14 protein-coding genes and 1 other RNA gene are annotated in these 16,970 nt (G+C 33.1%); 13 read left to right on the top strand and 2 right to left on the bottom strand.

Annotated elements, in window-relative coordinates; translation table 11 throughout:
- Positions 1 to 210: 210 nt before the first annotated feature.
- The 9 genes from recJ to ACF91D_RS23325 all read left to right on the top strand — a co-directional run bounded on the left by recJ (position 211) and on the right by ACF91D_RS23325 (position 11,463).
- On the top strand, positions 211 to 2,490 hold the full coding sequence (gene recJ, locus ACF91D_RS23365) for a single-stranded-DNA-specific exonuclease RecJ (RefSeq protein ID WP_119624417.1): 2,280 nt from the start codon (positions 211 to 213) through the stop codon (positions 2,488 to 2,490).
- Between the two features lie 12 nt (positions 2,491 to 2,502).
- The gene (locus tag ACF91D_RS23360) at positions 2,503 to 3,021 is read left to right on the top strand and encodes an adenine phosphoribosyltransferase (RefSeq protein ID WP_042738506.1); all 519 of its coding nucleotides are present in this window, start codon (positions 2,503 to 2,505) and stop codon (positions 3,019 to 3,021) included.
- A 346-nt stretch (positions 3,022 to 3,367) separates the two neighbouring features.
- Positions 3,368 to 5,557, top strand: coding sequence for a RelA/SpoT family protein (locus tag ACF91D_RS23355; RefSeq protein ID WP_107527518.1), 2,190 nt, complete (start codon positions 3,368 to 3,370; stop codon positions 5,555 to 5,557).
- 13 nt (positions 5,558 to 5,570) lie between these two features.
- Complete coding sequence (dtd, locus tag ACF91D_RS23350; protein WP_042738508.1) at positions 5,571 to 6,023, top strand: D-aminoacyl-tRNA deacylase; 453 nt, start codon at positions 5,571 to 5,573, stop codon at positions 6,021 to 6,023.
- Positions 6,020 to 6,895: an N-acetylmuramoyl-L-alanine amidase family protein gene (locus ACF91D_RS23345; RefSeq protein ID WP_107511909.1), complete on the top strand. Its 876-nt coding sequence runs from the start codon at positions 6,020 to 6,022 to the stop codon at positions 6,893 to 6,895. Before dtd ends, ACF91D_RS23345 begins: the two co-directional genes overlap by 4 nt.
- Before the next feature lie 335 nt (positions 6,896 to 7,230).
- A complete protein-coding gene (hisS, locus tag ACF91D_RS23340) occupies positions 7,231 to 8,493 on the top strand; it encodes a histidine--tRNA ligase (RefSeq protein ID WP_107527517.1) in 1,263 nt (420 codons plus the stop codon).
- Positions 8,494 to 8,505: 12 nt separating this feature from the next.
- Positions 8,506 to 10,272 carry an aspartate--tRNA ligase gene (gene aspS / locus ACF91D_RS23335; RefSeq protein WP_107527516.1) on the top strand — a complete coding sequence of 589 codons (1,767 nt, stop codon included), beginning with the start codon at positions 8,506 to 8,508 and terminating at the stop codon, positions 10,270 to 10,272.
- 71 nt (positions 10,273 to 10,343) lie between these two features.
- A non-coding RNA gene (gene ssrS / locus ACF91D_RS23330) (6S RNA) lies at positions 10,344 to 10,534 on the top strand.
- A gap of 155 nt (positions 10,535 to 10,689) precedes the next feature.
- Entirely contained in the window at positions 10,690 to 11,463 is a 774-nt protein-coding gene (locus tag ACF91D_RS23325; RefSeq protein WP_042738512.1) for a tRNA threonylcarbamoyladenosine dehydratase, read from the top strand.
- An 86-nt stretch (positions 11,464 to 11,549) separates the two neighbouring features.
- On the opposite strand, the gene ACF91D_RS23320 is transcribed toward ACF91D_RS23325, so the two are convergent.
- Complete coding sequence (locus tag ACF91D_RS23320) at positions 11,550 to 12,833, bottom strand: replication-associated recombination protein A (protein WP_182475603.1); 1,284 nt, start codon at positions 12,831 to 12,833, stop codon at positions 11,550 to 11,552.
- Between the two features lie 86 nt (positions 12,834 to 12,919).
- On the opposite strand from ACF91D_RS23320, the gene cymR reads away from it, so the two are divergent.
- The 3 genes from cymR (at position 12,920) to ACF91D_RS23305 (ending at position 13,897) form a co-directional block, all read left to right on the top strand.
- Complete coding sequence (gene cymR, locus ACF91D_RS23315; RefSeq protein ID WP_042738514.1) at positions 12,920 to 13,339, top strand: cysteine metabolism transcriptional regulator CymR; 420 nt, start codon at positions 12,920 to 12,922, stop codon at positions 13,337 to 13,339.
- Positions 13,340 to 13,512: 173 nt separating this feature from the next.
- Positions 13,513 to 13,695 carry a CsbD family protein gene (locus ACF91D_RS23310; RefSeq protein ID WP_042738515.1) on the top strand — a complete coding sequence of 61 codons (183 nt, stop codon included), beginning with the start codon at positions 13,513 to 13,515 and terminating at the stop codon, positions 13,693 to 13,695.
- Positions 13,696 to 13,738: 43 nt separating this feature from the next.
- Entirely contained in the window at positions 13,739 to 13,897 is a 159-nt protein-coding gene (locus ACF91D_RS23305; RefSeq protein WP_162846333.1) for a hypothetical protein, read from the top strand.
- 137 nt (positions 13,898 to 14,034) lie between these two features.
- Here the strand turns inward: ACF91D_RS23305 and ACF91D_RS23300 are convergent, their stop codons facing one another.
- Positions 14,035 to 15,048 carry an LLM class flavin-dependent oxidoreductase gene (locus ACF91D_RS23300; protein WP_042738516.1) on the bottom strand — a complete coding sequence of 338 codons (1,014 nt, stop codon included), beginning with the start codon at positions 15,046 to 15,048 and terminating at the stop codon, positions 14,035 to 14,037.
- A gap of 283 nt (positions 15,049 to 15,331) precedes the next feature.
- Between ACF91D_RS23300 and sal(D) the strand changes: the two genes are divergently transcribed.
- Positions 15,332 to 16,966: an ABC-F type ribosomal protection protein Sal(D) gene (gene sal(D), locus ACF91D_RS23295; protein ID WP_107589619.1), complete on the top strand. Its 1,635-nt coding sequence runs from the start codon at positions 15,332 to 15,334 to the stop codon at positions 16,964 to 16,966.
- Positions 16,967 to 16,970: the final 4 nt, after the last annotated feature.

Raw genomic sequence — 16,970 nt, 5'->3', positions numbered from 1 at the left:
GCATTTCTAGAGTGTGTCTTCAATATGAAGTTCTATAATTATAATAAGTGTTAAAAACTGTTAAATATATTAATAAGTGAATTATCTAAGATATAAGTCCTATAGGCATTTCTTTAATGATTTTATAATTGATAAGCTTCATTAAATGTAAGTACTTTTTATTTTGTTATTTCTTTTGTATAATTGCTTGTGGAAATGAGGGATAATCTTATGATTAAATCGAAGTATGCTTGGGATATTAAACATCCCGAATCAAAGATTACGGATGATATAGCATCAAAATATAAACTAACTCCAATTGTAAAAAAGATATTAGAAAGTAAAGGCCTTATAGATGCTAATACGATAGAATCACTTTTAAGTGATGATGGTGTACTACATAATCCGATGGCAATGAGTGATATGCAAAAAGCAGTTGAACGTATCAATTTAGCCATCGATCAAAATCAAAAAATACTTGTATATGGTGACTATGATGCGGACGGTGTAACATCGACGACCATTTTAGTTACGGCATTAAGAGAGTTAGGAGCCCATGTAGGTTGGTATATACCTAATCGCTTTACAGAAGGTTATGGTCCTAATGAGATGGCCTTTAAAAATGCATACGACGAAGGTGTATCATTAATTATTACTGTAGATAATGGTATCCAAGGACATAAAGAAATTGAAATGATACAGGAATTAGGTGTTGATGTGATCGTAACAGATCACCATGAAATAGGTGAAACACTACCTAACGCATTTGCAATTGTGCATCCAATGCATCCTGATTTTGACTATCCATTTAAGTATTTATGTGGCGCGGGCGTAGCGTATAAATTAACTCAATCATTACTTGAACAACCTCCAGTGTCATTTTTAGGATTAGTGGCAATTGGTACGATCGCAGATTTAGTTTCATTAACCGATGAAAATAGAACTCTAGTTAAACAAGGTTTAAATGTATTAAATGATCATTGTCCACCTGCTATTAAGGCACTTCTAAAGCAAGCTGACTATAACGATGAAATTAATGAAGAAACGATTGGATTTATTATTGGACCTAGGTTGAATGCTGTAGGAAGATTGGAAGATGCAACTTTAGCTGCAGAATTATTAATGTGTGATAATGAAGAAGAAGCTGAATTTTATGCTGATCAGGTTGAATTTTTCAATCAAGAGCGAAAAGATATCGTAGCGCAAATTACAGAAGAAGCATTACAAGTTGCCGAAGAACAAGTGCAAAATGGCAATAAGTTCTTAGTATTAGCACAAGCTGATTGGCATGAAGGTGTACTAGGTATTGTTGCTTCAAAAATAGTGGAAACTTATGCATTGCCAACTTTAATTCTAAATATTGATGAGGCACAACAACATGCTAAAGGATCTGCAAGAAGTATTGAACAAGTATCAATGTTTGAAATTTTGACTGAGCATGCATCGTTAATTGACAAATTTGGTGGACACCATATGGCTGCTGGAATGACGTTAGCAATCGAGAATGTAGAACCATTACGTCAAGCTCTAAATGCCTCTATGGCAGAAATTGAGAAAACGACATCATTAGAGCCACGAAAGCATGTAGATACAACGATTGATGAATCTGAAATTACATTGAAAAACATTCAAGATATACAAAGGTTGAGACCGTTTGGTTCGGATTTTACCAGTCCGTGTTTTGAATTAGAAGATGTAATCGTGCAACAAGCAAAAGCGATCGGGCAAGATAAGAAACATTTGAAATTGACAATGGGTGAAGAGAAGTTACAAGCTATATTTTGGCAAAATGGCCATTTAGTTCAAGAGCTTGGTGATGGTCAACCAATTAATGTGATTGGAACATTGCAAATTAATGAATGGAATGGCTTTCAATCACCACAATTTATGATTCAAGATTTGGCTAATAATAGTTTGCAAATTTTAGATTATAGAAGTAAAAGCAAAGTGAATCAATTTCAAGGTGATGAAGCAGATATTGCATATTTAGTCCATCAATCAAGTGACAAAGTTGCTGACAACTATTATGTTTATGGTGAAACGATAGAACAAGATTATAATAAATATGTCTTAAGAGATTTGCCGAAATCAATAAATCATTTAAAAAATACACTAAAAAGTATCAATGTTTCACAAATTTATCTTGTGTTAAATCATGAGCGTTCGGTATACTTTGAAGGTATGCCTAAAATGGAAACTTTTAAAAATTGCTTCAAAGCAATTGCATCGAAAGGGCAAATTAATTTAGCAAAAGATGGCATGCATCTATGTCAGTTTCTAAATGTTGAGCCAACAATGCTCAAGTTTATCTTGAAAGTTTTTATGGACTTGGACTTTATAAAAGATGAAAATGGTATAATATCTATGAATCAAACTTCAACTAAAAGGGAAATTGAATCAAGTAAATATTATCAAGGTAGACTCGATAGAATAGCAGTTGAAAAACTCATGCTTTATGAAGATTTTAGTAATCTTAAACAGTGGATTAAGGCAGAATTGAAAGATAATTAGGAGGAACTATGTATGGATTTAAAACAATATGTCTCTGAGGTTAAGGATTGGCCAAAACCAGGTGTAGACTTTAAAGATATTACAACGATTATGGATAATGGTGAGGCATATGGTTATGCTACCGATCAAATCGTAAACTATGCGAAAGAACGCAATGTTGATGTGGTAGTCGGTCCAGAAGCTCGTGGATTTATTATTGGATGTCCAGTAGCATATTCGATGGGGATTGGATTTGCTCCTGTACGTAAAGAAGGCAAATTACCAAGAGAAGTTATACGTTATGAATACGATTTAGAATATGGTTCGAATATTTTAACGATGCATAAAGATGCGATTAAACCAGGACAGCGTGTCTTAATAACAGATGATTTATTGGCAACTGGTGGCACAATTGAAGCAGCGATTAAACTTGTTGAACAATTAGGTGGTATCGTAGTAGGTATTGCATTTATCATCGAATTAAAATATTTAAATGGTATTGAAAAAATTAAGGATTACGATGTAATGAGCTTAATTTCATACGAAGACTAAATCATTTAAATAAAAGTCAGATGAAGACATTTAAGTTTGTAAGTGTAGTCATTTGGCTTTTATTTTATAGCATTAAAACCTAAGTCATTTATTAGAATTTGACAGAATTTTTTGTGTTCTTGTTACACAGTAATTGTAATCGAGTTAAATTTTTAATACATTTTATTATTAGTAGTGGGAACTCATTTATTTATTTTAAAACATGTAGTATCATATAACTATTATTCGAATTTTGTATAAAATGAGTTAAAATACGATTGAATTAAACAGTTGCTATTAATAGCTCACAATGATAAATAAATTGACGTTAATTTAAAAAATAATCAAACGTGTGGGGGTGTCTAATGTGAATAATGAATATCCATATAGTGCTGACGAGGTATTATCTAAAGCAAAATCATATCTTTCAAAGGAAGACTATCAGTATGTATTAAAGAGTTATCATCTTGCTTATGAGGCACATGAAGGTCAATTTCGTAAAAATGGACTACCCTATATTATGCATCCCATTCAAGTGGCTGGTATCTTAACAGAAATGCATTTAGACGGACCTACGATTGTTGCAGGTTTTTTACATGACGTGATTGAAGATACGCCATATACATTTGATGATGTAAAAGGTATGTTTAATGAGGAAATTGCGGTTATCGTTGAGGGTGTAACCAAGTTAAAAAAAGTAAAATATCGTTCAAAAGAAGAACAACAGGCTGAAAACCATAGAAAATTATTTATTGCCATTGCTAAAGATGTTCGTGTTATTTTAGTGAAATTAGCCGACAGATTACATAATATGAGAACACTCAAGGCAATGAAAAGAGAAAAGCAAATTAGAATTTCTAAGGAAACGCTAGAAATATATGCACCTTTAGCGCATCGTTTAGGTATCAATACGATTAAATGGGAATTAGAAGATACATCTTTAAGATATATTGATAGTGTGCAATATTTTAGAATCGTTAATCTCATGAAAAAGAAACGTAGTGAGCGTGAAGAATACATTCAAAATGCCATTGAAAATATTCAACAAGATATGTCATCAATGAAAATACAAGGTGATATCAGTGGTAGACCAAAGCACATTTATAGCATATACCGAAAAATGGTTAAGCAGAAAAAGCAATTTGATCAAATCTTTGATTTATTAGCTATAAGAGTAATAGTCAATTCTATTAATGATTGTTATGCCATTCTAGGTTTAGTACATACATTATGGAAACCAATGCCAGGAAGATTCAAAGATTATATTGCCATGCCAAAACAAAATATGTATCAATCGTTACATACGACGGTAGTTGGTCCAAATGGAGACCCATTAGAAATTCAAATTCGTACATTTGAAATGCATGAAATTGCAGAACACGGGGTTGCAGCTCATTGGGCTTATAAAGAAGGTAAAAAGGTTAATGAAAAGACACAAAGCTTTAATAAAAAATTAAATTGGTTAAAGGAATTAGCTGAGACTGATAATACAACTTCTGATGCTGAAGAGTTTATGGAAACGTTGAAATTTGATCTGCAAAGCGATAAAGTTTACGCCTTTACACCTGAAAGTGATGTTATTGAGTTGCCTTATGGTGCGGTGCCAATTGATTTTGCTTATGCAATTCATAGTGAAGTTGGAAACAAGATGATAGGTGCGAAAGTTAACGGAAAAATTGAACCAATTGATTATGTATTACAAACCGGTGATATTGTTGAAATTCGTACGAGTAAACATTCATATGGTCCAAGTCGTGATTGGTTGAAGATTGTTAAGTCATCTAGTGCCAAAAGTAAAATTCGAAGCTTCTTTAAAAAACAAGACCGTTCATCAAATATTGAAAAAGGTAAATTTATGATTGAGGCTGAAATCAAAGATCATGGATTTAGAGTAGATGATGTGTTGACTGATGACAATATCGAAATTGTTAATGATAAATATAACTTTGCTAATGAAGAGGACTTGTTTGCAGCTGTAGGATTCGGTGGCGTAACTGCATTGCAAATTGTCAACAAATTGACAGAAAAGCAAAGAATATTAGAAAAGCAAAAAGCTTTAAATGAAGCACAAGAAATCACAAAGTCTGTTCCAATTAAGGATGATATAACTACTGATAGTGGTGTATATGTTGAAGGTATTGAAAATGTCTTGATCAAACTGTCAAAATGTTGTAATCCAATACCTGGAGATGATATTGTGGGTTATATCACTAAAGGACACGGTATCAAAGTACATAGAACAGATTGCCCGAATATAAAAAATGAACATGATCGTCTTATTCATGTTGAATGGGTACGTTCAAAAGATTCTACACAAAGATATCAAGTAGATTTAGAAGTTTCTGCATATGATCGCAACGGGCTTTTAAACGAAGTATTACAAGCTGTAAATTCAACACAGAGTAATTTAGTTAAAGTTTCCGGACGTTCAGATGTAGATAAAAATGCCGTAATTAATATTAGTGTTATGGTTAAAAATGTAAACGAAGTATATCAAGTAGTTGAAAAAATAAAACAACTTGGTGATGTTTACACGGTTACAAGAGTTTGGAATTAGAGGTGCAACATACATGAAAATAGTGGTTCAAAGAGTAAAAGAAGCTTCAGTTTCTAATGGAACAATAGATAATCAGATTAAACAGGGCTATTGTTTATTAGTTGGTATTGGTAGTGAATCCACAGAAGCGGATATTGAAGCATTAGCTAAAAAAATCGTTAATGCAAGACTGTTTGAAGATGAGCAAGGTAAGCTAAATCTCAATATTCAGCAAATAGAAGGTGAGATTTTATCTATTTCTCAATTTACATTATATGCAGATGTGAGAAAGGGAAATAGACCAGGATTCTCACGTTCTATGCCACCAGAACAAGCAAATGAATTTTATGAAAAGTTTAATGACGCATTGCGTTCTTATGGAGTCAATGTATTGACGGGAGAATTTGGTACAGACATGCTCGTTAATATTGCCAATGATGGCCCTGTAACAATTATATATGAAAGTCAGGATGGCAAAATCATATGAAAAAATTCAATACTTGGTTAGAAAAAAATAATCTCAGAAACATTCCCACACTAATTGTCGTAGTAGCATTTATTATCTTTATTTTTATGATCATTTCTTTCTTAAATCATAATAGTGAAGATAGCAGTACAATTTATGTTACAGAAGATGCGGAATTAAGAACTGGACCGAGCGCAATTTATCCAGTGATTGATCCAATTTACAAAGGACAAAACTTCCATAAAATTAATAAGTCAGGTAAGTGGATTCAGGTAGAATCCAGTAATGGTAAAGAGAAAGGTTGGGTAGCAGGTTGGCATACGAATTTAGATATTCAAGCAGATGCCAATCCGAATGCTAAACCTTTAAAAGATAAAACAATAGTACTTGACCCTGGTCACGGCGGTAGTGATCAGGGAGCTTCAAGTAATACAAAAAAGCATAGTAAGGAAAAAGTGTATACTTTAAAAACTGCAAAGGAATTAAAGGCCTTGTTAGAAAAGGAAGGCGCAGTAGTAAATATGACACGTGAATCCGATGTTTATGTAAGTCTTGACGATAGAAATATTAAAGGTGACGCATATATAAGCATACATAATGATTCTTTAAAATCATCAAAGGCTAATGGTAGTACCGTATATTGGTACAAAGATAACCAAGAAGCTTTAGCAGAAACAATCAGTGCAAGCTTGCAGAAGAGAGCTTTATTAACTAATAAAGGTGCAAGACAAGAGAATTTCCAAGTATTGAGACAAACCAATGTACCAGCCGTATTACTAGAATTAGGCTATATCAGCAACCCAACAGACGAAGATATGATTCAAGATCAACTGCATCGTCATATTGTGGAAAAAGCAGTCGTAGATGGACTGAAATCTTATTTCTCTCAATAAAAAAGGTTGCATATTGATAATAAAGTCGTTATTATTGAATATGAATTCTATATTAAAACCGTTATGATTCTTGAAATTACTAAATGAAAGAGGTAGCATTTTAACAAATGTGTAGAGACATAATTCGAGGCTGAAAGATTATGCTGAGTAACTTAGTAATATAACACAAGAAGAGGTGCTTTATTTTATAAAGTCGTGTAACGAACGTTATTTCGTTTTAAAGTGGGTCATAAGAAATTTATGGCCAATTAGGGTGGCAACACGGAGAACATCGTCCCTTGTATGACTATAATGTCATGCAAGGGACTTTTTTATTGTTAAAAAGGAGAGATTCTATGATAAATATACCTAGAGGTACTCAAGATATACTGCCAGAAGAAACAAAAAAATGGCGTTACATTGAAACTAAATTAGATGAATTGATGGAATTTTATAATTATCAAGAAATTAGAACACCAATTTTTGAAAGTACAGAATTATTTGCACGTGGTGTCGGTGGTTCTACAGATGTCGTTCAAAAGGAAATGTATACCTTTATTGATAAAGGTGATAGAAGTATGACACTTAGACCAGAAGGTACTGCCGCCGTGGTACGTTCATACATTGAAAATAAAATGCAAGGATTGCCTAACCAACCTGTAAAGTTATATTACAATGGGCCAATGTTCCGTTATGAAAGAAAGCAAAAGGGACGTTATCGCCAATTCACACAATTCGGGGTTGAAGCAATTGGTGCTGAAAATCCTGCAATGGATGCTGAAGTGTTGGCAATGGTGATGCACATTTATGAATCATTTGGTTTAAAACATTTAAAATTAGTCATCAATAGTATTGGTGATATCGATTCACGTAAAGAATATAATGAGGCTTTAGTAAAACACTTTGAGCCAGTCATCGACACTTTCTGTAGTGATTGTCAATCTAGATTGCATACAAATCCTATGAGAATTTTGGATTGTAAAGTAGATAGAGATAAAGAAGCGGTCAAATCAGCGCCAAGAATTACTGAATATTTAAATGAAACATCAAAAAATTACTTTGCTGAAGTGAAACAACATTTAGATGACCTAGAAATTCCTTACGTTGAAGATCCAAATCTTGTTAGAGGTCTTGATTATTATACGCATACAGCATTTGAGTTGATGATAGATAATCCAAATTTTGACGGAGCAATAACTACGTTATGTGGTGGCGGACGTTATAATGGATTGCTTGAATTGTTAGATGGTCCGAATCAAACTGGCATTGGATTTGCCTTGAGTATTGAGCGTTTATTAATGGCACTTGAAGAAGAAGGCATTGAATTAGACGTAGACAAAGACTTCGATTTGTTTATTGTAACTATGGGTGAACAAGCTGATCGATATGCGGTTAAATTATTAAATGATTTACGTAAGCAAGGTGTCCGTGCTGATAAAGATTATTTAAGTAGAAAAATTAAAGGTCAAATGAAACAAGCGGATCGTTTGAATGCAAATTATACTATTGTGGTTGGAGACCAAGAATTAGAAAACGACAAAATTAATGTAAAGAATATGCAAACAGGTGACTCTGAAGAAATTACATTATCTGAAATTGTTAATTATTTCAAAAAATAAGGAGAAGATGAAATGACTAAGCGTACAACATATTGCGGACTCATTACTGAAGCGCATTTAGAAGAAGAAGTAGTACTTAAAGGTTGGGTACACAACCGTAGAGACCTAGGTGGATTAATATTCGTAGACTTACGTGATAGAGAAGGATATGTACAAATTGTATTCAATCCGGATTTTTCAGAAGAAGCATTACATGTAGCGGAAACTGTAAGATCTGAGTACATTGTTGAAGTAAGAGGGGTAGTTAAAAAACGTGATCCTGAAACAGTAAACCCTAAAATTGCAACTGGACAAGTTGAGGTACAAGTATCTGATATTCAAATTATAAACAAATCAGAAACACCTCCATTTGCTTTAAATGAGGAAAATCAAAATGTTGATGAAAATATCCGTTTAAAATATAGATATTTAGATTTAAGAAGACAAGAATTAGCTCAAACATTTAAAATGCGTCACCAAACAACACGTTCAATTAGACAATATTTAGATCAGGCAGGATTTTATGATATTGAAACACCAGTCTTAACAAAATCTACGCCAGAAGGTGCGCGTGACTATTTAGTACCTTCACGTGTACACGAAGGTGAATTTTATGCTTTACCTCAATCACCACAAATATTTAAACAATTGTTAATGATTAGTGGCTTTGATAAATACTATCAAATCGTTAAATGTTTCCGTGATGAGGATTTACGTGCAGATAGACAACCTGAATTTACACAAGTTGATATTGAAATGAGTTTCGTAGATCAAGAAGACGTAATGGATATGGGCGAAGAAATGTTACAGAATGTTGTAAAGGATGTTAAAAACATTGAAGTTCCACGACCATTCCCTAGAATGACTTATCATGAAGCAATGGAACGTTACGGTTCGGATAAACCAGACACGCGTTTTGATATGGAGTTAATCAATGTATCAGAATTAGGCGAAATCATGGATTTCAAAGTATTTAAAGATACAGTTAACAACGATGGTCAAGTTAAAGCAATAGTGGCCAAAGGTGCCTCAGACCATTATACAAGAAAAGATATTGACGCATTAACTGAATTTGTTGGAATTTATGGTGCTAAAGGTTTAGCATGGGTTAAAGTTGTTGAAGACGGCTTGAACGGACCGATTGCTAAATTCTTTGAACAAGATCATGTTGCAAAATTACAAGAATTAACTGAAGCTGAAGCAGGAGATTTAGTATTATTTGTTGCTGATAAACCAAGTGTAGTAGCGCAAAGTTTAGGTGCTTTAAGACTTAAACTAGCAAAAGAATTAGATTTAATCGATGAAACTAAATTAAACTTCTTATGGGTAACAGATTGGCCATTATTAGAATATGATGAAGATGCTAAGCGTTATGCAGCAGCACACCATCCATTTACTGCACCGAAACAAGAAGACATTGCAAAATTAGATACTGAACCAGAAAATGCACAAGCCAATGCTTATGACATTGTCTTAAATGGATATGAATTAGGTGGTGGTTCAATCAGAATTCACAATGGTGAATTACAAGAAAAAATGTTTGAAGTACTAGGATTCACACCAGAACAAGCTAGAGAACAATTTGGATTCTTAATTGATGCATTTAATTACGGAGCACCACCACATGGTGGAATCGCGCTAGGTTTAGACCGATTAGTTATGTTATTAACAGGTCGTACAAATTTACGTGACACAATCGCATTCCCTAAAACAGCATCTGCATCATGTTTATTAACAGATGCTCCAAGTGAAGTATCTGATAATCAACTTGAAGAATTATCACTACGTATCCGCCATTAATTAATAAGTTATTTATAAAAGTCTTTATTCTTGCTTATTTCGAATTATGTGGTATGATATGTCCATAAGATAGTCATCTGTAGTGTTCGTATGTTTGCTTTTTATTTGGGCCTAACACTCTTTGATCAGGGAGCCCAATAGGTTTTCTTGCAGCGCACACGCCTCTAAAGGAGGACTTGCAACACAAGAAACAGGGCACCCACCTGTTTAGAACAGGCCGAATGATCAAGCACTTTACAACTACGGCACAGACGGACTCTATCGGTACGCAAGACTTCGGTCTTGCGTATTTTTTTGTATTTTAATATTAAGCTAAATTATAAATTGGGATGTTACTATTTTTGTAAATTGAAAAAAGTGGTAGCATGATATAATAAAAGTGAAGTAAAAGTTAAATTTTTAATGAGGAGTATGACAATGAAACATCAATTTTCACGTAATGAATTGGCCTATGGACAAGAAGGCCTAGATTTATTAAAGGATAAAACGGTCGTAGTATTAGGTGTAGGTGGTGTTGGTTCATTTGCAGCTGAAGCCTTAGCGAGAACAAATATAGGTCATATTATATTAATTGATAAAGATGATGTGGATATTACTAATGTAAATCGTCAACTACATGCTTTAACATCTACAATTGGTCAAAGTAAAGTGACGTTAATGGAAGAGCGTATCAAATTAATTAATCCAGAATGTAAAGTCACGCCACTTCACATGTTCTATACTGAGGAAACATATGAAGATTTATTTAATAATTATGATATCGATTATTTTGTTGATGCAAGTGATACAATTATTTATAAAGTTCACTTAATGAAAGAATGTCTAGCAAGAGGCATCAAAGTAATTTCAAGCATGGGAGCTGCCAATAAAACTGATCCGACGCGTTTCCAAATTGCTGACATTTCAAAAACACACATGGATCCAATGGCAAAAATTATCAGACAAAAATTGAAAAAAGCTGGTATTAAAAAGGGGATACCAGTCGTTTTCTCCGATGAAAGTCCTATCGTTATTAGAGAAGACGTCAAGGAAACTGTTGGTGATGCGAATGCCCCTACGAGAAAGGGACAAATGCCACCATCCTCTAATGCCTTCGTCCCTAGTGTCGTAGGGTTGATATGTGCAAGCTACGTTGTCAATGATATTTTAAAAGATATATCAGTTACGCGAATTAAAGATAGAAAGCAATAGTATCTTTTAGTTACAGTTAAAAAATACAGCAGACAAGAACAAAATGGATTCTATTGTTCTTGTCTGCTGTTATTTTTATAATCATGTTATTTTAGTTTTTGTTGAGAGTCTAAAATATTGTCGTATATTGTTTTAAATTGTTGCTCAGTTTTAGAAGTCGTTTTAGGTTGATAATAGATACTATGCTTTAATTTGCTTGGCAAATACTGTTGAGGTACAAATCCGTTTTCATAACTATGTGGGTATTTATAGCCAATAGCTCGGCCTAATTCTTTTGCACCAGCGTAGTGACCATCTTTTAAATGGTCAGGTATTTGTCCTATGTTGCCTTTACGAATATCAGATAATGCCGCATCAATGGCTGTTATGCCAGAGTTAGATTTTGGAGAGAGACAGAGTTCAATAACAGCTTGGCTTAAGGGAATGCGTGCTTCTGGAAAGCCTAGCCTTTCTGCTGATTCAATGGCAGCTAAAGTACGTTGACCTGCACTTGGTGATGCCAACCCAATATCTTCATAAGCAATAACGAGTAATCTTCGAACTATTGTTGGTAAGTCTCCAGCTTCAATCAATCTAGCTAAATAATGTAAAGCAGCATTCACATCACTTCCGCGAATTGATTTTTGAAAGGCGCTCATCACATCATAGTGCATATCTCCATCTTTATCACTAACAAATGCACCTTTTTGTAAACAATCCTTAGCATCTTGTAATGTAATCATGCGTTGCTTATTTTCGCTAACCTCAGAACTTAATACTGCCAATTCTAGCGCGTTAAGTGCACTTCTTACATCACCTTGACTTTGTGTAGAAAAATAAGTCATTGCCTCTGAATCTACTACTGGATGATATTGTGCTAAACCACGTTCACTATCTTCTAGTGCACGAGTTAATGAAAGTTTAATATCATCGTCATTTAATGGATATAATTCAAAAATTTGTGCTCTCGAACGAATGGCAGGATTGATGGCATGATATGGATTTGAAGTTGTGGCGCCAATGAGCACAATCTTTCCATTTTCTAAATGTGGCAATAAAAAATCTTGTTTCGCTTTGTCTAATCTATGAATTTCGTCTAATAACAGAATCACTTGACCTGACATTTTTGCTTCTTCCACAATAAGTTGCATATCTTTTTTAGTATTTGTAACAGCATTAAGCTGTCTGAATTTAAATTGTGTACTTCCTGAAATGGCTTTAGCGATACTTGTTTTGCCAATTCCAGGTGGACCATAAAATATCATAGAAGATAATCGTTTTGTTTCAACCATCCTTCTAATAATGCCTTTTGGACCAACTAAATGTTGTTGAGAAATTATTTCGTCAATATTATTAGGTCTCATTCTTGAAGCGAGGGGTTCGTTTGTCACAATCTTTCACACCTTTCTAATTCTATATTAACGTAAAAAATGATAGAATGTTAATATATAGTATTCGAATTAAGTGAGGTTATATAATGAAAATTTCAACAAAAGGAAGATATGGATTAACACTAATGATATCCTTAGCTAAAAAGCAAGGCCAAGGGTGTGTTTCTTTAAAATCTATCGCGGAAGAGAATAATTTAAGTGATTTGTATCTAGAACAATTGGTGGGTCCATTGAGAAACGCTGGATTAATTCGAAGTGTTCGTGGTGCTAAGGGTGGTTACCAACTTAGAGTATCAGCCGAAGAAATTACAGCGGGCGATATTATTCGTTTATTAGAAGGGCCAATTACATTTGTAGAAAGTATTGAATCTGAACCACCAGCACAAAAACAACTTTGGATTCGTATGAGAGATGCAGTAAGAGAAGTATTAGATAATACAACATTAAAATATTTAGCTGATTATAAAGAGACAAATAATTTAGATGGATATATGTTCTATATTTAATTAATATAATGATTTGATAAGATTGTTGTCTTTTAATCGATTATAAAGTAGATAGTTTCTATAAATTCAGCCTTATAAATTATTTAGCGTCTTTAAAAATTTAATTATTATGTTTAATCAAATTTTAAAAGTGGTATATAACAGACATATACATCGCTAAGGAGGTTTTTTAAATGGCTGACGAAAGCAAGATTGAACAAGCCAAAGGCAATGTAAAAGAAACTGTCGGTAATGTTACTGACAATAAAGATTTAGAAAATGAAGGAAAAGACGACAAAAAATCTGGCAAAGCCAAAGAAGTCGTTGAAAATGCAAAACAAAAAGCAAACGAAGCTATTGATAAATTTAAAAAATAAAATTTATATAACTTTAGTTTAAATCCGAAAGGGGAACATTACCATGGCTGAGAATTTCTTAGATAAAGCGAAAGAAGCTGCAAAAACAGTTTCTGACAAATTAAAGGATTCAGATAATGAAAAGGCGAAACAAGCGTCTGAACAAATTGACAAATTCACTGGTGGCAGTGATGATAATAAAGATAAAGACAACGAAAAATAAAATAGCTATTATATTTTAAAACTGTCGACAATATTGTTTTGTCGACAGTTTTTTTGCCTTATATAGCTTAGTTTATACAAGTTAATAAATAAACCAGCACATTATATTTTTAGCAATGTGCTGGTTGGTCATAGTTCTTATTTATTATCAGTGAAATGCGTGTCGATGATATTTTTAAGTTTTTTATATGACTCTAATTGGGCATTTTGATCGTATACATAACTAATTGCCATTAGTTCATCTATTTCTCCATAAACCTCAATAAATGCTTCTAATTTTTGCTTTACTGTCTCTTCAGAACCAATTAAGGATTGATTTAATCTTTGTTGTGCCATTTCAAATTCTCTTGGTGTTAATAATCCTTTCAAATCATCAGTTGGTGGTTGTACAGGTTGCATTTTACCTCTAGTAATACTAACCATTACTTGTGCTTGAGTTGAAGCAAGGTAGTATGCTTGTTCATCTGTATCTGCAACTATTGCATTTAAACAAACAATCATATAAGGTTCTTGCAATACTTCTGATGGTTCGAATAATTCTTTATAAATTGACATTGCTTCTTTCATTTGTTGAGGGGCAAAATGTCCTGCAAATACATAGGGTAATCCTTTTCTTGCAGCTAAATGTGCAGAATCAGTAGAAGAACCTAAAATATAAAGAGGAACATTTTTATTCACTGCTGGATATGCACGGACATATGACTGTTGGTTACTTGGTCCGAAATAAGTGGCTAACTGTTCTACCTCATCTGGAAATTCGTAAACGCCATTGTGTTGATCTCTTCTTAATGCACTTGCTGTCATCATATCAGTACCAGGTGCACGTCCCAATCCTAAATCAACACGGTTGGGGAAAACTGTTTCCATAGTACCAAATTGTTCAGCTACGATTAATGGCGCATGGTTTGGTAGCATGATACCTCCAGAACCAACTCTTATCTTAGATGTATGTTCTAAAGTGTGTTGTATTAATAATGCAGTTGCTGAGCTCACTAAATTAGGAGCATTATGGTGCTCAGCAATCCAGTATCGATCATAATCTAATGCTTCAAGGTTTTGCGCTAGTTTAACCATATCTTTAATAGCATCTTTGTCATCTTGACCTTCACGAATAGGTACTAAGTTTAGTGCAGAGAGTCTTACATCTTTCATTTTATTATTTCCTCCTCGGTGTTTCTAATATAAAGAAGTATAACAGTCGTTTTAAAACTTGCGTAAAATATTGCTCACTGTTATACTATATCCAAATTAAAACGTTAGGTGGCTTAAATTAGGACAATGGATAAAACTCATAAGATAAACAAATTAGAAACTAAAGCAAATATAAAATTATGGGATATGTCTATGTCTTAAATAGGCTCGTTATTATTAATAACAGAATAAGTAATGTAATTTTACTGTTGACATGTCATATCCATGAAAGTGGGGAATTGGTATGTCTTTTTATTTTACAGAAAAGCCATTTGAAAGGTTCGGCAAGACATTAATAGAAGAGGTTAATTTAAGTGTTGAACCAGGTGAACATATAGCAATTGTTGGTGATAACGGGGTAGGTAAATCAACATTACTCAATGCAATTTACAATAAATATAATGATTCAACGTATTTGATGGATCAAGAATTATCGAAGTATAAAAATGAAACGGCAATAAATTATATTATGTCGTGGTATCCAGAATTATTAGATATTAAACTTGCTATGCAAACTGATTATGAAAAAATTGGTGACTATATAGAACTTAATGGATATGAAATAGAAGAACAAATCATTTTACAAGCAAAGCAATTAAATTTAGAAGAGTCAGATTTAGATAAACAAATGGGGCAGTTAAGCGGCGGACAACAAACCAAAGTAGCATTAGTTCGAGCAATGATTTCAGAAAAAAATTTAATATTGTTGGATGAACCAACAAATCACTTAGATAAACAAATGATTCATATTGTTGTGGATTATATAAAACAAGCAAAGCAAAGTATATTATACGTGTCACATCATAGAGGCTTTATCGACGAAACTGCAACGCACATTATTGAAATTACACCACAAGCTACAAGAAAATTTACGGGTAATTATAGTCAATATAAATCCATTATAGATGTAGAAAGAGAAACTCAAAAAAAGGTATACGAGAAAAAGCAAAAAGAAATAAAAGCTTTGGAAGCAACCGTAGATAGAGTTAAAAATTGGCATAAAACTGCGAATCAATCTGCAAGTGTTCGTAATCCGTTAGAGCAAAAGCGTTTGAGTAAATTAGCTCAAAAGGCAAAGGTTAAAGAATCACAAATCAATCAAAAACTTGAAAAGATTAAAGTCCAACAGCCTAAGTCGGATGATCGTCACTTCCATTTTGAGAATCAAGACGCGCTAAATAAAAAATATTTAATGCAATTATATGATTTTAGCATCTCTATTGATGGTAAGAATATTTATCAAAATGCAAATTTCGAAATTAAAGATAATGAAAATATTATACTTACTGGCCCGAATGGTAGTGGCAAATCATTATTAATCTCAATTATCAAACAGTCAATAATACCAGATGAGGGTGATATTTATATAACGCCTGCTCTAAAAATAGCTTATTTTGACCAAAAAAATGACAATTTAACTTATGACAGCACAGCATTAACTATGTTATTAAACATGGAGGGTATGGAACGTAGTCAAGCACAAACGATATTGGCGTCATTTGGATTTGATAACCAAAAAATAAACCTTCCAATTTCTCAATTATCTATGGGAGAGAAAAGTAGATTACAGTTTGTATTATTATATTTCTCAAATCCACATTTATTAATTCTCGACGAACCAACCAATTACTTCGATATTGCTACGCAAGATTTAATATTACAGATGCTAAAGCAATTTGCAGGACAAGTAATGATTGTGACGCATGATGAATACTTGAAATCTCAAATTACAGCGACACATTGGACAATTAAAGATAAAAAGTTAATGAATTTAACATTATCAGAGAAGCATTCACCCAATATGGTGGATGATACATTAAAATTATTAGATGATTATAAGTCGATAGATGAATTCGGACATTTTGAAACAGACAACTAGAAAA

This window comes from Staphylococcus sp. 231237_7MaSpsaltlick (assembly GCF_043107035.1).
This window is presented reverse-complemented; position numbering and strand designations above follow the sequence as displayed.